Below are 20865 nucleotides of genomic sequence, written 5' to 3' on the forward strand. Positions count from 1 at the left end.
TTTATATTTTTTGATTATAATGATGCTTCAAAAGCTTCTATTTTATCTTTTTTACTAACTAAAAAATCGATATCATCATACCCATTAATCATACATACTTTTTTATATGGATTGATATCAAATTCGCTGGTACCAACGGGTGTTTTTAGTTGTTGATTTTCCAAATCTACAATTATTTCGGTGTTTGGTTTTTCAAGTACTACTTTTAATAATTCTTTTAAATATTCTTCGGATACTTGTATGGGTAAAATTCCATTATTCAGAGCATTTCCTTTAAATATATCAGCAAAAAAACTACTGATAACTACTTTAAAACCATAGCCAGACAACGCCCAAGCCGCGTGTTCTCTACTCGAACCGCATCCAAAATTATCGCCAGCAACTAAAATACTTCCTTTATAATTTTTATTATTTAAGATAAAATCTTCGTTTATGCTTCCATCTTTATGAAAACGCCAATCTCTAAAAACATTATCGCCGAAGCCTTTTTTATCAGTCGCTTTTAAAAAACGAGCGGGAATAATTTGATCGGTATCCACATTTTCTGTTGTTAGCGGAACTGCGGTATCTGTTAATTTTATAAACTTTTCCATTTTATTTAACGTATTAATTTAATGGTTTTGTAATATCAATGATTTTCCCTGCTACGGCTGCTGCTGCTGCCATTAATGGGCTTGCTAAAATGGTTCTAGAACCCTGTCCTTGTCTTCCTTCAAAATTTCTATTTGATGTTGAAACACAATATTCTCCTTCCGGAATTTTATCATCATTCATCGCTAAACAAGCCGAACATCCTGGTTGACGCAATTCAAAACCAGCCGTTTCAAAAATAGTTTTTAAGCCTTCGGATTCAATTTGTTTTGCCACTTTTTGCGATCCTGGAACTAGCCAAGCGTTTACATTTTGCGCTTTTTGCTTTCCTTTTACGTAATTTGCAACTTCTCTAAAATCTTCAATTCGAGAGTTTGTACAACTTCCGATAAACACGTAATTTATTTTTTTATCAATTAAACTTTCTCCTTTTTGAAAATTCATATAGGATAATGATTTTTCAAAAGACGCATCATTTTCCTGCGGAATATTTTCAGAAATTTTAATTCCCATGCCTGGATTTGTTCCGAAAGTAAGCATCGGCTCAATATCTTCAGCATTTAACGTATATTCCTTATCAAAAGTAGCATCAGCATCCGTTTTTAAGGTTTTCCAATAAGCTACTTTTGTATCAAAATCTTCGCCTTTCGGAGCAAATTCTTTTCCTTTTACATAGTCAAAAGTAGTTTGGTCAGGAGCAATCATTCCACCTCTTGCTCCCATTTCAATACTCATATTACAAACCGTCATTCTGCCTTCCATCGACATTTCTTCAAATACATTTCCTGCATATTCGCAAAAATAACCTGTCCCTGAATTGGTTCCTAATTGGGCAATAATATACAAAATAACATCTTTGGATAAAACGCCTTTTTTCAATTTTCCGTTTACCGTAACTCGCAAACTTTTTGGTTTTTGAAGCAATAAACATTGACTTGCAAAAACTTGTGCCACTTGGCTTGTTCCAATTCCGAAAGCAATGGTTCCAAAAGCGCCATGTGTAGAAGTGTGAGAATCTCCACAAACCATCGTCATTCCAGGCTGTGTAATTCCTAATTCTGGCGCAATAACGTGTACAATTCCGTTATTTTCGTGTCCTAATTCGTATAAAGTAATATTATTTTCCTTGCAATTTTTAGTTAATTCCGCTAATTGATTTCTCGATAAATCATCTTCAATCGGTAAATGTTGATTTACCGTTGGCGTATTATGGTCAGCGGTTGCAACAATTTTATCAGGACGCGCTACGGAAATTCCACGTTCTTTTAGTTCGTTAAAAGCCTGTGGACTGGTAACTTCATGAATTAAATGTTTGTCGATATATAAAACTTGTGGACCGTTTTCAATAGAATCTACCACATGAGCATCCCAAACTTTGTCAAATAATGTTTTTCCCATTATCATTTATATTTATGATATTATTATTTTTGATATTTTATTGACTTCCTTCATTAATCTATGAAGATCTTCATCAATCACTTCTTTTTGTGTATCAGCAACTTTTAAAAATAACTGATACGCCGAATCTAACTGTATTTTTGTCAATTCGTAGCCAATATTTTTAGAACGATATGCCAAGGCGGCTCTTCCGCTTCGAGCCGTTAAAACGATAGCACTTTCAGTAACACCAACATCCAACGGATTCATAATTTCATAGGTTTCTCTATTTTTGATAACCCCATCTTGATGAATTCCTGAACTATGCGCAAAGGCATTTGCTCCAACAATTGCCTTATTTGGCTGTACTGGCATCCCCATACTTTCACGAACCATCATACTGGTATCATATAATAATTTGGTATTAATATCGGTTTGCAAATTCAAATACGGATGTTGTTTTAAAATCATTACGACTTCTTCTAGTGCGGTATTTCCTGCACGTTCTCCGATTCCGTTAATCGTACATTCTATTTGCCTTGCACCATTGATAACTCCAGCAATTGAATTTGCGGTTGCCAAACCTAAATCATTATGACAATGACAAGATAAGATTACATTTTCAATTCCTTTTACATTTTCTTTTAAATACTTGATTTTCGCACCATATTCTTCAGGCAAACAATATCCTGTGGTATCAGGAATGTTTAAAACCGTGGCGCCTGATTGTATCATTTCTTCGCAGACTTTGGCTAAAAAAGCATTGTCTGTTCTTCCTGCATCTTCGGCATAAAATTCGACATCATCTACAAAATTCTTGGCATAAGAAACCGCTTCTTTTCCTCTTCGGATAACTTCACTTTGCGACGAATTAAATTTATATTTTATATGAGAATCACTTGTTCCGATTCCTGTATGTATTCTTGGTTTTACAGCATATTTTAACGCCTCTGCTGCTACTTCAATATCTTTTTTTACGGCTCTTGTTAAACCACAAACCGTGGCATTTTTAACAATTTTTGATATTTCATGTACAGAAGCAAAATCTCCAGGACTCGACACAGGAAAACCAGCTTCAATAACATCCACGCCTAAAAAATCAAGTCGTTCGGCAATAATTAATTTTTGTGTGGTGTCTAACTTACAACCAGGCACTTGCTCGCCATCACGAAGTGTTGTATCAAAAATTTGGACTTTATCGTTTTGCATCTCTATTAATTTATTTACCTTTAATTAATCAAATATATATATTAGTGCGATTAATTTATTTTTTTAAAAGCAACTACTTACGATATTAAAGCTAAAAAAACATATTTTAAAATACTGATAAACAAAAACTTATGATTAAATCTACTACACTATCCAATCAACAAAACGATATGTTATTTGTTTTGATAAAATCATTATCAAAATCCGAAAAACGTCAGTTTAATCTTTACGTTGGTCGTTTAGAAGGAAATAATCACGCAAAGTTTTTTGCACTATTCAAGTTCTTAGAAAAACAAAAAAAATATGATGAAAAAATAATCATCAAAAGTGGGATTGTGAGCAAGCAACAATTATCAAACTTAAAAGCCCATCTATACAAACAATTATTGATTAGTTTACGTATGAATCCAGCACATAAAAATATCCGAATTCAAATTCGAGAATTATTGGATTTTGCGACTATTTTATATCAAAAAGGATTGTACAAACAAAGTTTAAAACTACTCGATAAAGCCAAAAATATGGCAATTGACAGCGAAGAGAAAAACATTGCGTACGAAATTGTAGAATTTGAAAAACTAATTGAAAGTCAACACATTACACGAAGCATTGATACTCGAGCCGATGAATTAACGATTCAAGCAAAAGAACTAAGTCAGCAAAATGTAATTACGAGTAAATTATCGAATTTATCCTTGCAATTATACGGCGCGTTGCTAAAAACAGGCTATGCCAGAAATGATATCGAACTTCAAAAAGTACATACATATTTCAATTCTAAATTGCCAAATTATGATTACAAAAAATTAGGGTTCAGAGAAAAATTATGGCTTTACAAAGCAAATTTATGGCGTAGTTTTTTAACGCAAGATTTTCTTCAGAGTTATAAATATGCACATAAATGGGTCTATTTATTTAAAAATGATACCCGAAATATTACGATTAATCCAGTTTTTTATCTGAAAGGAAAAAATTATTTACTGGAAAGTTTATTTTTTATCAAACATTTTGAAAAATTTAAAGAAGAGCTTACTTCTTTTGAGCAAGAAATTGACAATAATTTAATTCCGATAAATAGCAATACCGAAATTTTAATTTTTCAATATTATTATGCCAATAAATTACACTTGCATTTTTTAGAAGGAACTTTTTCGGAAGGAGAATATTTAGTGGCAACTATCAATAGTAAAATTGCACTTTATAAAAATAAATTAGATAATCATCATATTGTGCTGATGTATTACAAAATAGCGAGTTTGTATTTTGGAATGGGAAAAAATAAAGAATGTATTTTCTATTTGAATAAAATTATTTCTTCTAAAAAAATTCATGTTGCCGAAGACCTGCAATGTTTTGCCCGAATTTTAAGCTTAATTGCTCATTACGAATGTGGTTTAGATTATGATTTTGAACGTCAATTTAAAGACACCTACCGCTTTTTATTAAAAATGGAAAATCTTCAAGAAGTTCAAAAAGAGTTCATTTCATCAATAAAAGCGTTAGGTGATGTTTTTCCGCATCAAATAAAAAAGGAATTTAAAAAAATATACGACCGTTTAAAAGTATATGAACATCATCCGTATGAAAAAAGAGCTTTTTTATATTTAGATATTCTTTCTTGGCTAGAATCTAAAATTGCCAATAAAACTGTCGCCGAAATTATCAAAAATAAATATCTTCAAAATAAAAAACAGTAAAAAAAAATAGTACTAAAAATTTAAAATAACGCGTTGGCAATGGCTTTAATATTATCACTTTTTCCCATCGAATAATAATGTAAAACAGGCACACCCGCTTTTAATAACTCTTGTGATTGTGCGATTGCCCATGCAATGCCAACTTCTCGAACCTGCTGATTATTTTTACATAATTCTATTTCGGTGATTAAATCTTGTGGCAAATCAATTTTAAAAACTTGTGGCAATAATTGCAGATGACGCTTTACCGCAATGGGTTTTATTCCAGGGATAATCGGTACGGTAATGCCCATTTCTCTGGCCGCTTTTACAAATTCAAAATACTTTTTATTGTCAAAAAACATTTGCGTAACCACATAATCTGCTCCTGCATCAACTTTTTCTTTCAATCTCTTTAAATCAGTTTGTAAAGAAGGAGCTTCTAAATGTTTTTCGGGATATCCCGCAACACCGATACAAAAATCAGCTTTATGATTTGCTTCAATAACATCGTGTAAATACTTCCCTTTATTCAAATTTTGAATTTGATTCACCAAAGAAGTTGCATATTGATGCCCACCTTTACTTCTTTCAAAATATTTTTGATGACTCATGGCATCGCCCCGCAACGCCATCACATTTTCAATTCCTAAATAATGGCAATCGACCAATAAATATTCGGTTTCTTCTTTGCTAAAACCGCCACAAAGCACGTGTGGCACGGTATCGACATCGTATTTATGTTTTATCGCCGCGCAAATCCCGACTGTTCCAGGGCGCATTCTAGTAATTTTCCGATCTAATAAACCGTTTCCTTTATCAATATATAAATGCTCTTCTCTTGACGTTGTTACATCAATAAAAGGCGGTTTAAATTCCATTAACGGCTCAATATTTTGATATAAATCTTGAATATTATTTCCTTTTTTTGGCGGAATTATTTCAAACGAAAATAATGTTTTTCCGTTTGCTTTTTCAATATGTTTGGTAACTTTCATAAAATTTATTTTTAATGATTTAAAGCCTTTTTAAATTTTATTTAAAAAGGTTTTATAGCTGAAAAATCGAGTCCGTCAAACTGAATTTATTTCAGTTTCGCATCCTGATTTACCGTAGTTCTTTGCTTTTTTTTGATAATTCTTGTCAATTCGAGTGATTTTAATGACTAAAAGGAATTAAAATAGTATCGAGAATTTGAATTATTTCATGTTGATTAACTTTAATATTAAAAAAGTTCTCGATACAATTTTTTTGAAGAAAAAAAATCACTCGAACTGACAGTTTATTTAATTTTTAAACAGGCTCTTATACATCAGCAATAGCAGGATGCAACCATTTTCTAGCTTTTTCTAGCGTGATATTTTTTCTAGTAGCAAAATCACGAACTTGGTCATCGGTAATTTTCCCTAATCCAAAGTATTTTGCTTCTTTATTTGCAAAATAATATCCTGAAACTGCTGCTGCTGGCCACATCGCTAAACTATCAGTAAGGGTTACGCCTATTTTTTCTTCGACATTTAAAAGACTCCAAATTGTTTGTTTTTCCAAATGGTCAGGACAAGCAGGATAACCAGGTGCAGGGCGGATTCCTTTATAAGTTTCCTTTATTAATTCTTCGTTGGATAAATTTTCATCAACTGCATATCCCCAATGTTTTGTTCGTATTCTATGATGCAAATATTCCGCAAAAGCTTCGGCAAAACGATCGGCAATTGCTTGTACCATAATGGCATTATAATCATCTTCTTGGTCTTTATATTTTTTAGCTAACTGGTCAGCTCCAAAAATTGCGGTACAAAATGCGCCCATATAGTCTTGTTTTCCTGATTCTTTTGGAGCGATAAAATCGGCTAAAGCAATACTTGGTTTTCCATCTCGCTTTTTTAATTGCTGACGCAGGGTTCTAAAAACAGCAATTTCTTTTGAATTTTTCTGAATGGAAATATCATCATCGTTTATAGAATTTGCTTCAAATAAACCAAAAATCCCTTTAGGTTTTAATAATTGTTTCGTAATGATTTTATCTAAAATAATTCTTGAATCTTCAAATAATTGTGTTGCCTGTTCACCGACAATTTCATCTGTTAAAATAGCGGGATATTTTCCATGTAAATCCCAACTTCTAAAAAACGGACTCCAATCAATAAAAGGTAACAAATCTTTTAAACTTACTTGTTCTAAAGTTTGAATGCCTAATTCTTTTGGTTTTACTATTGATGACGTTTCCCAGTCAATTTTAAATTTACGTTTACGCGCTTCTTCAATAGAAATATATGCTTTTGCTTTTCCTCGTTTTAAGAACTTTTCACGAAATTCATCGTAGTCTTTTTTAAGTTTTGCAACATAAGCGTTACTCGTTTCTTTATTTAATAAATCGCTGACAACCGTTACCGCTCTTGAAGCATCATTTACATGAACCACCGCATTTTTATATTGAGTATCTATTTTTACCGCCGTATGTGCTTTTGAAGTTGTTGCGCCGCCAATTAACAACGGAACTGTAAAATTTTGACGCTCCATTTCTTTTGCCAAATACACCATTTCATCTAAAGAAGGAGTTATTAATCCTGATAAACCAATAATATCAACCTGTTCTTTTTTAGCCATTTCGATAATTTTTTCAGGTGCAACCATTACACCTAAATCAACAATTTCGTAATTATTACAACCTAAAACAACACTTACAATATTTTTACCAATATCATGAACATCACCTTTTACAGTTGCCATTAATACCTTTCCTAAAGCTTGTTGTTTTTCTCCTTTTTCGGCTTCAATAAATGGGTTTAAATATGCCACCGCTTTTTTCATCACCCGAGCCGATTTTACCACTTGAGGCAGAAACATTTTTCCTGCACCAAATAAATCGCCAACCACATTCATACCGATCATTAAATTGCCTTCAATAACTTGAATTGGTTTTTGCGCTTCTTGCCGTGCTTGTTCAATATCTTCTAAAATAAAAGCATCAATTCCTTTTACCAAACAATGCGTAATTCGGTCTTGCAATGGCAAACTTCGCCAAGCTAAAACAGTTGCTTCATCTTGTTTTTTAACACCTTTTACGGTTTCTGCAAAATCTAACAAACGCTCCGTTGCGTCTTCTCTTTTATCTAAAATAACATCTTCAATATGCGCTAATAAATCCTTTGGAATATCATCATAAATTTCTAACATCGCAGGATTTACAATCCCGATATTCATCCCTGCTTGAATCGCATAATATAGAAAAACCGAGTGCATTGCTTCTCGCACGGTATTATTTCCACGGAAAGAAAAAGACACATTACTAACGCCACCACTTACGCTTACGTTTGGCAAATTTTGACGCACCCAACGAGTTGCTTCAATAAAATCGATGGCATTTTTTCGATGTTCTTCCATTCCTGTAGCGACAGGAAAAATATTCAAATCAAAAATAATATCTTCGGATGCAAAGCCTACTTTATCAACCAAAACACGATACGAACGTTCAGCAATTTCGATACGTCTTTGATAAGTATCAGCTTGCCCAACCTCATCAAAAGCCATAACAATTACCGCCGCTCCGTATCTTTTAACCTGCGTTGCTTGCCAAATAAAATTTTCTTCGCCTTCTTTTAAAGAAATAGAATTTACAATACTTTTTCCTTGTACAACCTGTAAACCTGCTTCAATAATTTCCCACTTTGAGCTATCAATCATCAGCGGAACACGGCAAATATCAGGCTCGGCGGCAATCAAATTTAAAAACCGAACCATGGCTTGTTTTCCATCAATTAAACCATCATCCATATTAATATCGATAATTTGCGCTCCGCCTTCTACCTGATGTCTTGCAACGGCTAATGCTTCTTCAAATTTTTCTTCTTTTATCAATCGTAAAAACTTACGAGAACCTGCAACATTGGTACGTTCTCCAACGTTAATAAAATTGCTATTTTCATTTAAAACCAATGGTTCTAAACCCGATAAATGCAAATATTTTTCTTGTTTTATTTCTTGTTTTATAGGCATTTTCTTGGAGGATATTTAGTTGCTAATTCCGAAATCGTTGCAATATGTTCTGGCGTTGTACCGCAACATCCGCCGATAATATTTATCAGATTTTTCTTGAAATATTCTTCAATTTGATCTGCCATTTCTTGAGCAGTTTCATCGTATTCACCAAAAGCATTTGGAAGTCCAGCATTTGGATGCGCCGAAATTGCAAAGTTGGTTTTCGATGCGATTGCTTCTAAATGAGGTTGTAATAAATTAGCGCCTAAAGCACAATTAAATCCTACGGATAACAGCGGAATATGAGAAATAGAGATTAAAAAAGCTTCGGCAGTTTGCCCCGACAACGTTCTTCCGCTGGCATCGGTAATTGTACCGCTTAACATGATTGGAACGTCTATTTTTCGAGCTTCTTTTACTTCTTCAATAGCAAATAATGCCGCTTTTGCGTTTAGGGTGTCAAAAACAGTTTCTACTAATAACATATCGCAACCGCCGTCTAAAAGTGCTTCCACTTGTTGCTTATAAGCGATGCGTAATTCATCAAAAGTAACGGCTCTATACCCAGGATCGTTTACATCTGGCGACATACTTGCAGTACGATTTGTTGGACCTATTGAACCTGCAACAAATCGTGGTTTATGTGGTTCTTTTTGGGTAAATTCATCGGCAACTTCTTTGGCTATTTTTGCTGATTGATAATTTAATTCATAGACTAAATTTTCCATTTGATAATCAGCCATCGCAATTGTTGTCCCTGAAAAAGTATTGGTTTCTATAATATCGGCGCCTGCTGCAAAATATTTTGCATGGATTTCTTTTATAGCTTTTGGCTGTGTAAGGGAAAGTAAATCGTTGTTTCCTTGCAACGATGTTGGATAATTTTTAAAGCGTTTTCCACGGAAATCTTCTTCAGTAAATTTATACGCCTGAAGCATAGTTCCCATTGCTCCATCGAGCACTAGAATACGTTTTTGTATTTCTTGATAAATATTTGACATTCCTGATATTATTGGTAGAAGCTATCAGGAAAAGAGGAAGAAAAGTTCTTTGCCGTTATCTCTCTTAAAAAGCTGTATTTTGTAATGAAACAGTTTTTAAGTAGAATTTAGCACCTTCTTTATTTGATTAATTTAAAAATTCTAAAATTTTTAAACTTTCCAAATAAAGGGTTGCTAAGGTTTCTTTGGGTCTAATCCCTCCACCTTTCTTGATAACATTCTTATTAAATTAATGAACTAAAAAGTGCAAATTAACGAACTTTTTTTTATTTTTTATAAGTATTTTGATAATAATTTTTAAGAGCCTGTTAAAAAATTAAATAAAAACCAAATTCTCGCATTCTCGTCATTCTGAATTTATTTCAGAATCGCATAAAGAGAAGAACTACGGCAAATCAGGATGCGAAACTGAAATAAATTCAGTTTGACGGATGCGATTTTTCAAATAAAATGTTTTTAAATGAAATTTAAACAGGCTCTAATAAATCTTGTATTTTAATAATTATACAAATTTGATGATAAATATCGATCACCGATATCACAAATAATAGCGACAATAATTCCTTCTTCAATCTGCTCTGCAACTTGCAAAGCAACATGCACAGCACCACCGCTACTCATACCGCCAAAAACACCTTCCTGACTCGCTAATTTTCGGGTCATATTTCTAGCTTGATTTTCACTTACTTCTAGTACTTGATCTACTTTTGAACGATCAAATATTTTTGGTAAATATTCTTTTGACCATTTTCTAATTCCAGGAATACTTGAACCATCGGTTGGTTGTGCTCCAATAATTTGAATGTTTGGGTTTTGCTCTTTTAAATAGGTAGAAACACCCATAATAGTTCCTGTAGTTCCCATTGCCGATACAAAATGTGTTACTTCACCTTCGGTATCTTTCCAAATTTCAGGGCCTGTAGTTTTATAATGTGCTTTCCAATTATCGTTATTTTCAAATTGATTTAGCATAAAATACCCTTTTTTATAGCGTAATTTTTGGGCAAAATCTCTTGATCCTTCAATTCCTTCTTCTTTTGATGTTAATATAACTTCTGCACCATAAGCTCTCATGGTTTTTATACGTTCTTCTGTAGAGTTTTCAGGCATTACTAGGGTCATTTTCAAGCCTAATACATTTGCTATAAATGCCAATGCAATCCCTGTATTTCCGCTAGTTGCTTCGACTAAATGATCTCCTTTTTTAATATTTCTTCGGTTTAACGCCTCCAAAATCATATTATAAGCAGCCCTATCTTTTACGCTTCCTCCAGGGTTATTTCCTTCTAATTTCAAAAAAAGACGTACGCCTTTTTTATCCAAAATATTACTAACCTCTACTAAAGGCGTATTTCCAACAAAGTCGGTTATTTTTTTTGCTTTCATAATTTAAACTTTATGTAATGAAACAATTTTATTTTCTGTTTGATAAATAACTAACGATTTTGGCGGTACTGATTCGGTAACACACACATTAGCTCCTATTACACTGCCTTCACCAATTATAACATCGCCACCTAAAATAGTCGCATTGGCATAAATAGTAACGTTATTATCGATGGTCGGATGTCTTTTTGTTTCCGCTAAACTCTTTTTCACCTGAATACCTCCTAAAGTAACTCCTTGGTAAATTTTTACATTATTTTTTATCAATGTGGTTTCACCAATAACAATTCCCGTGGCATGATCTATAAAAAACGAAGCGCCAATTGTAGCTCCTGGATGAATATCGGTACCTGTTAATCCGTGCGCATATTCGCTCATCATTCTTGGTAAAGTAGGCACTTTTAAACGGTACAATTCATGGCTTAAACGATACACTGCAATAGCATGAAAACCTGGATACGCCAAATAAATTTCCTCTAAGCTTTTTGCTGCTGGATCTGTTTTTTCAAAAGCAATAGCATCTAAATCTAATTCTCTTCTTATTTCTGGTAATTTATCTTGAAATGATTTCCAAATTTCAGGCGCATTTTTTATTTTTAAACGTCTTGTTATTTCAAAGAAATTTTCAGTAATACGTTCTTTATTCTTTGCCTTAAATTCTTGATCGAACAAGGCATAAAATATTTTTTTGGTAAAAACTTCAACAGTGTCTTTTAAACAGATATTATAGTTTTCTAGTGGTTTTTCTATTGTACTCATTACTTCTCAAATTCTCAATTACCAATATAATTAATTGTTATATTTGCTACTTTTACTTATTTTAAAAGTAGCAAATTATAACATTCTATATAACTCGTAAAATTATGCTTTTATTTTGAGATTTAATGAAATTAATTTATCGCTTTTACAACTGCTTTTGGCGCTTCTTTTCGAGTTCCATCAAAACCATCAATACCGCCTACTGTGGTGTATTTCATTACGTATTTTTTATCTGGATAAATGATTTTAAATGCACTCTGACACATTAAAGTTGCTTCGTGAAAACCGCATAAAATTAATTTTAATTTCCCTGGATAGGTATTTACATCGCCAATGGCATATATTCCTGGAATATTTGTTTGATAATCCAACGCATTATTTACTTTAATCGCGTTTTTTTCAATTTCTAAGCCCCAATTTCCGATAGGTCCTAATTTAGGTGATAAACCAAAAAGAGGTATAAAATGGTCGCAGTTTAATGTATATTCTTCTTTATCTTTTTCAGCAATTACAACGCCTTCAACATGGTTCTGCCCAACAATTCCTTTTATTTCCGCAGGTGTTATTAAGTTGATTTTTCCTGCATCTTTTAATTCTTGTACTTTATCAACAGAATCTAAAGCACCACGAAATTCATTTCTTCGGTGAACTAAAGTAACAGATTTTGCAATGTCTGTTAAAAAAATTGACCAATCTAAAGCAGAGTCGCCACCACCTGCAATTACCACGTCTTTATTGCGATATAATTCTGGCTCTTTAATCATGTATTCCACGCCGTTATCTTCAAAATCAGCGATATTTGGAATGGGTGGTTTACGTGGTTCAAAACTTCCTAAACCTCCTGCAATTGCTACTACGGGCGCTTGATGTTTTGTTCCTTTATTAGTAGTTACAATAAAACTTCCGTCTTCTTGTTTTTCGATAGTTTCGGCACGTTCACCTAAAGTAAATCCTGGTTCAAATTGCTTAATTTGTTCCATTAATTTATCGGTTAAATCGCCTGCTAAAATTTCAGGATATGCAGGAATATCATAAATCGGTTTCTTCGGATAAATCTCCGAACATTGCCCTCCTTGTTGTGGCAATGCATCAATTAAATGACAGCGTAATTTTAGTAATCCTGCTTCAAAAACAGTAAATAATCCTGTTGGACCTGCCCCTATAATTAGAATATCTGTTGTAATCATGTTACTTTATTTTTTCTACTAAACTTTTGGTAAATTCGTTTAATGTTTCAACTTTGTGTTCAAAATCGCCTTTCAGCGTTTTTCTATATTTGTTTAAATTTTGTACTAAATCGTCAATATTATCAGGAATTACTTCTTCAAAAAATTGACGTAATCTTTTAGCAGTTGTCGGCGATTTTCCATTGGTAGAAATAGCAATTTTCACATTTCCTTTTGTTACGATTCCTCCCATATAAAAATCACAATATGGTGGATTATCAGCTACATTTACTAAAATATTTTTTTCTTTACAGTTTTTATATACACTTATATTAACAGGTACATTATCTGTAGTGGCAATAACAATATGCTTATTTTCTAGATATTCTTCTTGATAAACATCATTAATCATTTCTATTGCATACTTATTTGCAAATGCTATTGTTTCTTCTCTAAAAAAAGGAGCAACCATTTTCACTTTTGCATTTGGACTAGACTTTAATAAAAAAGTTAGTTTTTCTAAAGCTACATTTCCACCACCTACGATTAAAACATTAAGCTGATCCATTTTTAAAAAAATAGGATACAGATTATTTCTTTCTTCACCAATCATATTATAATGCAGTTGTTATTACTTGTGCCTGTACTTGCTGTAATTCTTGTCTGTGTTTAACAACCTCTCCTAATACTATAATAGCAGGGTTTGCTAATTCATTTTCTAATACAACTTGTTCAATAGTGTCTACAGTACCTATTCCAATTTTTTCATTTTTGGTAGTACCATTTTGAATAATAGCTACTGGTAAATTGTTTTTATTTTCTTTTTGAAAAATTTCAACAATTTCCGATAACTTACCCATTCCCATTAAAATAACAATTGTTGCGCTAGATTTTGCAGCTAACGCAACGTCATTTGAAATTAAATGTTGTTTTGTTGTACCTGTTATTACCCAAAAGCTTTCTGAATATCCACGTTTTGTTAACGGTATATTTTGTGATGCTGGCACGGCTAATGATGATGAAATTCCTGGAACAACGGCTACTTCCAAGCCAAATTTTGCTGCATACTCCATTTCTTCAGATCCTCGCCCGAAAATAAAAGGATCACCTCCTTTTAAACGTACCACATGACCATGTGATTTTGCTCGAGCCACAATTAATTCATTAATTTGCTCTTGCTGATAACTATAACATCCTCTTCGTTTTCCTACGAAAATAACTTCTGCTTTAGGGTTTATATATGATAACAATTCGTCATTTACCAAAGCGTCATATAAAACAACATCTGCTTGTTTCAATACTTTAACCGCTTTTAAAGTTATTAAATCAACATCTCCAGGTCCTGCACCAACTACGGTTAATTTTGGTAAATTTATCATTGTTACTTTTAGTTTTCTAATGCTAATTTTCTGTAAGAATCTACTGCTTTATAAAAAGCTTTTGTATTTGCTAAATATTCGCTAGCAAATGCTTCAGTAGGTTCGTTTTCTTTTAATTGATATATAAACTCAGTAAAAGAAGTTGATACAGGTAAAGATATTTTGTTTGTTTCAACAAATACTTTATCAAAATTAGTTATAATTCCTGCTTGTGTATTTGTTTTTTCTCCTTCAGCAGTTAATAAAGCTTTTGCTGTATTAACAATTGCTGAATATGAATGATAAATACTATCTGACCATTGTTTTTCATCGAAAGCTGCACCTGCATTTTCAATTTTCTCTTCACTTTCAAATAAAAGTGTAGCGATTAAATCGATAACAACACCAGCACATTCACCAACTCCAATAGCTTTTACATAATTTTTATCATGTCCCCAATCAATAAAATCATCTTCAGTTAAGTTTGTTGTATCTGATAAATGCTTTAATGAATCATAGAAATAAGTTTTACCTTGTCTATCATAATAAGCTAAGAAATCTTCATCCTCATCTTTATTATTTTCAAAATCATTTAATAAAATACGTAAAGATTCTGGACCTCTTTTACTTGGTATTTTCACTAATTTATCAGAAAAACGACCTTGTCCATCACCAACAACACCACCACCAATTAAAACTTGTAAAGCAGGAGCTAATAAATTACCAACTTTTACAGACATTCCTTGATAACCAATATGCGCCATATTATGCTGACCACAAGCATTCATACATCCACTAATTTTAATAGCAAGCTCTTTATTGTTTACATACTCAGGATATTCCGATTTTAAAACACGCTCTAATTCTGCAGCAATACCTGTACTACTAGAAATACCTAAGTTACAAGTATCTGTTCCAGGGCAGGCTGTAATATCATTTAAGCTATTATATCCCGCTTCTGTGAAACCTAATTTTTCTAATTCGGTATAAAAGAAAGGCAATGTTTCTTCACGAATATGACGAATTAATATGTTTTGACGTAAAGTAAAACGCAATTCATTTGCACCATATTTTTTAATTAAATCGGCTAACAAACGAGCTTTATCAGTATAAAAATCACCTAAATGAACTTTAATTCCAATAGCAAATAAACCTGCTTGCTTTTGTTTGATAACATTTGACTGTTTCCATTTATTATAGCTTTCTTTATCTTTGATTTTTACCAAAGGAATTTCAGCAGTTTCAAATTTTATTTCCTGCTCAAAAGCAGTTGTATCAATTGGGTAATTTGTGTATGAAAATGCTTTTTGTTCTTCTTTTACCAATTGTAAAAAAGCAGGAACACCTATTTCTTTTATTAAGAATTTTAAACGTGCTTTTGCTCTTTTTGCACGTTCTCCGTATCTATCAAAAACACGTAAAACGCCTTCAATAGTAGGGATTAATAAATTCACAGGTAAAAATTCATAAATAACATCGGCATGTCGAGGCTGTGAACCCAATCCTCCGCCTAATAAAACTTTGAATCCTTTTTCAGGTTTTCCGTCTATTATTTTTGATTTGGCAATAAATCCTAAATCGTGCATAAAACTTAAAGCCGTATCATCATCCGTAGCTGAAAATGACATTTTAAATTTTCGTCCCATTTCTTGACAAATTGGGTTTCTTAAGAAAAATTTAAACGTAGCATCGGCATAAGGCGACACATCAAAAGGTTCCTTTACATCAATTCCTGCGGTTTCTGAAGCCGTTATATTTCGAACTGCATTACCACAAGCTTCACGTAAAGTAATATCATCTTTTTCTAACTGTGCCCATAATTCTGGAGTTCTATCTAAACTCACATAATGAATTTGAATATCCTGACGCGTTGTAATATGCAAACGCCCACGAGAATATTCGTCAGAAACATCGGCAATTCGGTGTAATTGTTGGCTAGAAATTTTTCCGTAAGGCAATTTAATACGAATCATTTGCACACCTAATTGACGCTGTCCGTAAACTCCTCGTGCTAATCGTAAACTACGAAAGCGTTCTTCATCAATCTTTCCCTCTTTAAAAAGTTCAATTTTTCGTGCTAATTCTAGAATGTCTTTTTCTACAATTGGGTTTTCTATTTCGGATCTAAAACTTTGCATAATTTTATTACTTATCAGCTTGGTATAAGCATTATTATTTTTTAATTGTGTAAAAACTTTTGTTTATCTAAAAGTGCTGCTTCTGTTTCAACGTGTGCATCATCTGGGATACAACAATCAACTGGACAAACAGCGGCACATTGTGGTTCTTCATGAAAACCTACACATTCTGTACACTTGTCTGGTGCTATAAAGTAAAACTCATCAGACACTGGTTCTTGTGTTATATCTGCATCAACCGCTTCTCCGTTAGGTAACTTTATATTTCCTTCTAGTGAAGTTCCTTCACTATATTTCCAATCAACAGCACCTTCATAAATTGCTGTGTTTGGGCATTCTGGCTCACAAGCACCACAATTGATGCATTCATCAGTTATTATAATTGCCATAACTACGTATTCGTTTTTAATTATTGAATAAAGCCAACTCCTGCAGTATTGTTGGTTTTTGGATCGATTAAAATAAACGAACCTGTTGCTTTATTTTTACTATAACTATCAAAAAACAACGGTTTATTCACTTTTAAAGAAACTTCGCCAATTGCATTTAAAACCAATTCTGAAGGGTTTTCTTCTTTCCCCGAAAAATCGGTTTTTATAATTGATGTTAAAGCCGTAATTTTTGCCTGCACTTCATTTACGCCATGTTTTATAATGTATTTTGAAGATGCTTGTAAAGGCGTTTTATCCATCCAACAAATAGTGGCATTTAATTGTTTTGCAACGGTTGGTTCTTGGTCTTTTTTAACCAACATATCGCCTCTACTGATATTTATATTATCTTCTAAAGTGATGGTTATTGAACTTCCTTGCGTTGCTTTTTGATATTCTTTATCGAAAAAATGAATGCTTTTTATTTTAGATTTTGTTTCAGATGGTAATACTGTAATTGTATCGCCAACGGCTAAATCGCCACCATAAATTTTACCAGCATATCCTCTAAAATCGTGATATTCTTCCGTTTTAGGTCTGATAACTGTTTGCACAGGAAAACGTGTTTGAGACTCTTCAGCAACATCATCAAATTCTAAAGTCTCTAAATGATTTAATAAAGTTTCACCTTTATACCAAGACATTTTATCTGATCCTGTTACAACATTATCTCCTTTTAACGCAGAAATAGGAATAAATGTTAATTTTTGATTTTCATAGCCACTTTTACTTGCTAAATCTTGAATTTCTTTTTTGATTTCATTGAATTTATCCTCAGAAAAATCAACCAAATCCATTTTATTAACTGCAATTACCACGTCTTTTACTCGTAATAAGGTATTGATAAAAAAATGACGGTACGTTTGTTCAACTACGCCATTTCGAGCATCAATTAAAACGATAGAAGCTTGTGAATTAGACGCTCCTGTAACCATATTTCGAGTATATTCAATATGTCCAGGCGTATCGGCAATAATAAAACTGGTTGTTGGTGTTGAAAAATAAATATGTGCAACATCAATGGTAATTCCTTGTTCACGTTCGGCAACTAAACCATCAGTTGCTAATGAAAAATCTAAATAATCAAAACCTCTTTGTTTACTTTTTGCTTCAATTGCCTCCAATTTATCGTCGGTTAATGATTTGGTATCATATAAAATACGACCAATTAAAGTACTTTTACCATCATCGACACTTCCTGCTGTTGCTATTTTTAATACGTTCATTTTAGTCTGCTATTGGTTTTTACTGATAATTAAAAACCTAGTTTGTATTCTTTAATTATTATTTTTATTTCTTTAGATAATTAAATCATATTAAAAATAACCTTGTTGTTTGCGTTTTTCCATGGCTGCTTCCGAGCGTTTATCATCAATTCTGGCACCTCTTTCTGAAATGGTTGATTCTTTAATTTCAGCGACTACTTTATCAATACTCACAGCGTACGACAACACAGCGGCGGTACAACTCATATCGCCAACAGTACGAAAACGCACCATTCTTTCTTCAACAACCTCATCTTCTTCACGATAAACCACGGCATCTTCAGCAGACCAAATCATTCCATCACGAACAAATGTTTTTCTTTTATGCGCAAAATAAATTGATGGAATTTCAATTTTTTCTTTTTGAATATAACTCCAAACATCTAATTCTGTCCAATTTGAAATAGGAAAAACACGCACATTCTGCCCTAAATCAATTCTTCCATTTAAAATATCAAACAATTCTGGACGCTGATTTTTTTCGTCCCACTGCCCAAAATCATCTCTTACAGAAAAAATACGTTCTTTCGCTCTTGCTTTTTCTTCATCTCTACGAGCACCACCGATACAAGCATCAAATCCGAATTCTTCAATTGCATCTAATAACGTTTCGGTTTGTAGCATATTTCTACTCGCATATTTACCCGTTTCTTCTTTAACCTTTCCGTTATCGATATTATCTTGTACATTTCGAACGATTAATTCCACTCCTAATTCTTTCGCTAAACGGTCTCTAAATTCGATGGTTTCAGGAAAATTATGTCCTGTATCAATGTGCATTAAAGGAAACGGTATTTTCGCTGGATAAAACGCTTTTTGCGCCAATCGAACCAACGTAATACTGTCTTTTCCTCCTGAAAATAATAACACAGGTTTTTCAAACTGCGCTACAACTTCTCTAAAAATATAAATAGCTTCGCTTTCTAAGGCGCCTACTTTTATCGTATTTTCTAAAGTTTTTGATGCTATTTTTGATACTTTTTTTGATGTTGTAGCTGTTTTTTCTATTGCTATAGTGTCCATAATGATACTCTTATTTTTAAATATGTAAACCGCATTCTCTGTTACTTTCTACCTTTGTTGGATCAAAATATTTGAACTCATTTGGTAATTTATGGGTTTCTAAATACCCATCTAAATCTTCATCCGACCAATGATAAAAAGGACTCACTTTTAAAATTCCATCTTTACTAAAGGATAAAATATCGATACCATCTCTAAAAGCCGTTTGTCCTTTTCGAAGATTGGTAAACCATATTTCAGGCTGATGAATTTTCATAGCTCTTTTAAAAGGTTCTAATTTTACTTGTTCGGTAAATTTTGCATGATTTTGATCATCAACCGAAGGAAGTCCCATAATAACAGTACGATGTGCTACAGTTTGTTTCGGCACATATAAATCAACATTTAAGTGTAATGTTTCAATCAGTTCTTCGGCGTGTTTATAGGTTTGGGGGGTGTTGTAACCTGTGTCGCACCAAATAACTTTTATATTGGGACTTTCTTGGGATGTTAGGTGTAAAATCGCTACTTCATAAGGTCTAAAGTTTGTGGTAATAATGTTTTTTTTATCTAAATTAAAAACCCATTGTACAATTTCTTTTGGACTTAGTTTTGCTAATTTTTTATTTAAAAATTCTAAATTCAATTCGTTTTTTAAGCTCATTATTTCCCCCATTTTATTTTATTCCAAATTCTTTCGTGAAAAAAGTATAATACCATTTTTGTTATTAATTCGATGCTTCCTATTGAAAATGCTAGGGCTAATTCTCCTGTGATAAACCATGATATTAAAACCGTATCTATCGTACCGATTATTCGCCAACTTATTGATTTCACAATACTTCTCCAGGTGTTTTCAGACCCTTTTTCAGTTTGATTATCGGCCTCTTTATTTGGCTTATTTTGTTTTATTTCTTTTATTAATTGTTCTAAAATCATTTCAAAATACTATTTCCCTATCGGGTAACTAGGTTTTAAGATTACAAATGTATTAATTCAAATTAGATAACAAAAAAAATAAAGGTAAAATTTATAAAAAAACTAAAAACCGTAGTAAAAAAGCATACAATAATTTTTATACTAAATCAGCAAGGGTTGTATTTTTCAATACTTGTAACGTACTATCTCTAACTTGTATCATCAATTTACGAACACCACAAGCCTGTTCATCGGGGCAATCACTACATTTTTCATAATAGTTTAAACTCACGCAAGGTAGCATTGCTATTGGTCCTTCGAGGGTTCTAATAACGTCGGTCATTTGTATTTCTGATGCTTCTTTTAGCAGATAATATCCTCCACCTTTTCCTTTTTTCGCACCTAAAAAACCTGCTTTTCGCAATGTGAGTAAAATACTTTCTAAAAATTTATGTGAAATATTTTCACATTCGGAAATAGTGGCTATTTGCATTTTTATTCCGTGTTCTTGCCTAGCAATGTATGTTAGGGCTTTAATTCCGTATTTTGTTTTTTTAGATAGCATACCCCAAAAGTACACTTTTTATTTAATTTTTTATTATTTGTTATT

Annotated in this window: 19 protein-coding genes and 1 riboswitch; of the genes, 1 reads left to right on the top strand and 18 read right to left on the bottom strand. The window is 32.6% G+C overall.

Annotated features, from left to right (window positions below):
* Nucleotides 1-14: 14 nt before the first annotated feature.
* The 3 genes from leuD to L0U77_RS06820 are packed head-to-tail and all read right to left on the bottom strand — an operon-like array spanning nt 15 to nt 3177.
* Nucleotides 15-593, bottom strand: coding sequence for a 3-isopropylmalate dehydratase small subunit (leuD, locus tag L0U77_RS06810; RefSeq protein ID WP_233900346.1), 579 nt, complete (start codon nt 591-593; stop codon nt 15-17).
* Between the two features lie 13 nt (nt 594-606).
* Nucleotides 607-1989, bottom strand: a complete 1383-nt coding sequence (gene leuC / locus L0U77_RS06815) for a 3-isopropylmalate dehydratase large subunit (protein ID WP_233862158.1) — start codon at nt 1987-1989, stop codon at nt 607-609.
* A 12-nt stretch (nt 1990-2001) separates the two neighbouring features.
* Nucleotides 2002-3177, bottom strand: a complete 1176-nt coding sequence (locus L0U77_RS06820) for a 2-isopropylmalate synthase (protein ID WP_233900347.1) — start codon at nt 3175-3177, stop codon at nt 2002-2004.
* Between the two features lie 131 nt (nt 3178-3308).
* Here L0U77_RS06820 and L0U77_RS06825 point away from each other — a divergent pair, with 131 nt between their 5' ends.
* Entirely contained in the window at nt 3309-4874 is a 1566-nt protein-coding gene (locus L0U77_RS06825; RefSeq protein WP_101917493.1) for a hypothetical protein, read from the top strand.
* A 20-nt stretch (nt 4875-4894) separates the two neighbouring features.
* Here L0U77_RS06825 and metF read toward each other — a convergent pair whose 3' ends face one another.
* The 15 genes from metF to L0U77_RS06900 form a co-directional block, all read right to left on the bottom strand.
* Nucleotides 4895-5851 carry a methylenetetrahydrofolate reductase [NAD(P)H] gene (gene metF, locus L0U77_RS06830; protein ID WP_101917495.1) on the bottom strand — a complete coding sequence of 319 codons (957 nt, stop codon included), beginning with the start codon at nt 5849-5851 and terminating at the stop codon, nt 4895-4897.
* Between the two features lie 307 nt (nt 5852-6158).
* On the bottom strand, nt 6159-8849 hold the full coding sequence (gene metH / locus L0U77_RS06835; protein WP_233900921.1) for a methionine synthase: 2691 nt from the start codon (nt 8847-8849) through the stop codon (nt 6159-6161).
* Complete coding sequence (locus L0U77_RS06840; protein WP_233900922.1) at nt 8840-9832, bottom strand: homocysteine S-methyltransferase family protein; 993 nt, start codon at nt 9830-9832, stop codon at nt 8840-8842. Before L0U77_RS06840 ends, metH begins: the two co-directional genes overlap by 10 nt.
* Before the next feature lie 52 nt (nt 9833-9884).
* Nucleotides 9885-10051, bottom strand: a riboswitch (SAM riboswitch).
* 276 nt (nt 10052-10327) lie between these two features.
* Complete coding sequence (gene cysM / locus L0U77_RS06845) at nt 10328-11218, bottom strand: cysteine synthase CysM (RefSeq protein ID WP_233897255.1); 891 nt, start codon at nt 11216-11218, stop codon at nt 10328-10330.
* 3 nt (nt 11219-11221) lie between these two features.
* A complete protein-coding gene (gene epsC / locus L0U77_RS06850; protein WP_233897254.1) occupies nt 11222-11977 on the bottom strand; it encodes a serine O-acetyltransferase EpsC in 756 nt (251 codons plus the stop codon).
* Nucleotides 11978-12108: 131 nt separating this feature from the next.
* Nucleotides 12109-13164 carry an NAD(P)/FAD-dependent oxidoreductase gene (locus L0U77_RS06855; RefSeq protein WP_233897253.1) on the bottom strand — a complete coding sequence of 352 codons (1056 nt, stop codon included), beginning with the start codon at nt 13162-13164 and terminating at the stop codon, nt 12109-12111.
* Between the two features lies 1 nt (nt 13165).
* Entirely contained in the window at nt 13166-13711 is a 546-nt protein-coding gene (locus tag L0U77_RS06860; RefSeq protein ID WP_420895224.1) for a precorrin-2 dehydrogenase/sirohydrochlorin ferrochelatase family protein, read from the bottom strand.
* Nucleotides 13712-13757: 46 nt separating this feature from the next.
* Nucleotides 13758-14522, bottom strand: a complete 765-nt coding sequence (cobA, locus tag L0U77_RS06865; RefSeq protein ID WP_233897251.1) for a uroporphyrinogen-III C-methyltransferase — start codon at nt 14520-14522, stop codon at nt 13758-13760.
* A gap of 8 nt (nt 14523-14530) precedes the next feature.
* Nucleotides 14531-16639, bottom strand: coding sequence for a nitrite/sulfite reductase (locus L0U77_RS06870; RefSeq protein ID WP_233897250.1), 2109 nt, complete (start codon nt 16637-16639; stop codon nt 14531-14533).
* Nucleotides 16640-16680: 41 nt separating this feature from the next.
* Nucleotides 16681-17028 (bottom strand): 4Fe-4S dicluster domain-containing protein, encoded by a 348-nt coding sequence (locus tag L0U77_RS06875; RefSeq protein ID WP_233897249.1) that lies wholly within the window; start codon nt 17026-17028, stop codon nt 16681-16683.
* Nucleotides 17029-17048: 20 nt separating this feature from the next.
* Nucleotides 17049-18296 carry a sulfate adenylyltransferase subunit 1 gene (locus L0U77_RS06880; RefSeq protein WP_233897248.1) on the bottom strand — a complete coding sequence of 416 codons (1248 nt, stop codon included), beginning with the start codon at nt 18294-18296 and terminating at the stop codon, nt 17049-17051.
* A 90-nt stretch (nt 18297-18386) separates the two neighbouring features.
* On the bottom strand, nt 18387-19358 hold the full coding sequence (gene cysD / locus L0U77_RS06885; protein WP_233897247.1) for a sulfate adenylyltransferase subunit CysD: 972 nt from the start codon (nt 19356-19358) through the stop codon (nt 18387-18389).
* Nucleotides 19359-19374: 16 nt separating this feature from the next.
* Nucleotides 19375-20001 (bottom strand): phosphoadenosine phosphosulfate reductase domain-containing protein, encoded by a 627-nt coding sequence (locus L0U77_RS06890; RefSeq protein WP_233885151.1) that lies wholly within the window; start codon nt 19999-20001, stop codon nt 19375-19377.
* Nucleotides 20001-20276 carry a DUF2061 domain-containing protein gene (locus L0U77_RS06895; protein ID WP_101917510.1) on the bottom strand — a complete coding sequence of 92 codons (276 nt, stop codon included), beginning with the start codon at nt 20274-20276 and terminating at the stop codon, nt 20001-20003. Before L0U77_RS06895 ends, L0U77_RS06890 begins: the two co-directional genes overlap by 1 nt.
* Nucleotides 20277-20412: 136 nt before the next feature.
* Nucleotides 20413-20820: an RrF2 family transcriptional regulator gene (locus L0U77_RS06900; RefSeq protein WP_233862192.1), complete on the bottom strand. Its 408-nt coding sequence runs from the start codon at nt 20818-20820 to the stop codon at nt 20413-20415.
* Nucleotides 20821-20865 lie beyond the last annotated feature (45 nt).

The organism is Tenacibaculum piscium, from assembly GCF_021390715.1.
GTDB classification, from domain to species: domain Bacteria; phylum Bacteroidota; class Bacteroidia; order Flavobacteriales; family Flavobacteriaceae; genus Polaribacter; species Polaribacter piscius.

What these genes read in the sequence shown, in the direction of transcription:
- L0U77_RS06890 (WP_233885151.1), bottom strand. Translation starts at nt 20,001, where the DNA reads ATGAGCTTAAAAAACGAATTGAATTTAGAATTTTTAAATAAAAAATTA.
- metH (WP_233900921.1), bottom strand. Translation starts at nt 8,849, where the DNA reads ATGCCTATAAAACAAGAAATAAAACAAGAAAAATATTTGCATTTATCG.
- leuD (WP_233900346.1), bottom strand. Translation starts at nt 593, where the DNA reads ATGGAAAAGTTTATAAAATTAACAGATACCGCAGTTCCGCTAACAACA.
- L0U77_RS06825 (WP_101917493.1), top strand. Translation starts at nt 3,309, where the DNA reads ATGATTAAATCTACTACACTATCCAATCAACAAAACGATATGTTATTT.
- L0U77_RS06840 (WP_233900922.1), bottom strand. Translation starts at nt 9,832, where the DNA reads ATGTCAAATATTTATCAAGAAATACAAAAACGTATTCTAGTGCTCGAT.
- cobA (WP_233897251.1), bottom strand. Translation starts at nt 14,522, where the DNA reads ATGATAAATTTACCAAAATTAACCGTAGTTGGTGCAGGACCTGGAGAT.
- L0U77_RS06895 (WP_101917510.1), bottom strand. Translation starts at nt 20,276, where the DNA reads ATGATTTTAGAACAATTAATAAAAGAAATAAAACAAAATAAGCCAAAT.
- L0U77_RS06875 (WP_233897249.1), bottom strand. Translation starts at nt 17,028, where the DNA reads ATGGCAATTATAATAACTGATGAATGCATCAATTGTGGTGCTTGTGAG.
- L0U77_RS06855 (WP_233897253.1), bottom strand. Translation starts at nt 13,164, where the DNA reads ATGATTACAACAGATATTCTAATTATAGGGGCAGGTCCAACAGGATTA.
- L0U77_RS06820 (WP_233900347.1), bottom strand. Translation starts at nt 3,177, where the DNA reads ATGCAAAACGATAAAGTCCAAATTTTTGATACAACACTTCGTGATGGC.
- L0U77_RS06870 (WP_233897250.1), bottom strand. Translation starts at nt 16,639, where the DNA reads ATGCAAAGTTTTAGATCCGAAATAGAAAACCCAATTGTAGAAAAAGAC.
- cysM (WP_233897255.1), bottom strand. Translation starts at nt 11,218, where the DNA reads ATGAAAGCAAAAAAAATAACCGACTTTGTTGGAAATACGCCTTTAGTA.
- L0U77_RS06900 (WP_233862192.1), bottom strand. Translation starts at nt 20,820, where the DNA reads ATGCTATCTAAAAAAACAAAATACGGAATTAAAGCCCTAACATACATT.
- epsC (WP_233897254.1), bottom strand. Translation starts at nt 11,977, where the DNA reads ATGAGTACAATAGAAAAACCACTAGAAAACTATAATATCTGTTTAAAA.
- L0U77_RS06860 (WP_420895224.1), bottom strand. Translation starts at nt 13,711, where the DNA reads ATGGATCAGCTTAATGTTTTAATCGTAGGTGGTGGAAATGTAGCTTTA.
- leuC (WP_233862158.1), bottom strand. Translation starts at nt 1,989, where the DNA reads ATGGGAAAAACATTATTTGACAAAGTTTGGGATGCTCATGTGGTAGAT.
- L0U77_RS06880 (WP_233897248.1), bottom strand. Translation starts at nt 18,296, where the DNA reads ATGAACGTATTAAAAATAGCAACAGCAGGAAGTGTCGATGATGGTAAA.
- metF (WP_101917495.1), bottom strand. Translation starts at nt 5,851, where the DNA reads ATGAAAGTTACCAAACATATTGAAAAAGCAAACGGAAAAACATTATTT.
- cysD (WP_233897247.1), bottom strand. Translation starts at nt 19,358, where the DNA reads ATGGACACTATAGCAATAGAAAAAACAGCTACAACATCAAAAAAAGTA.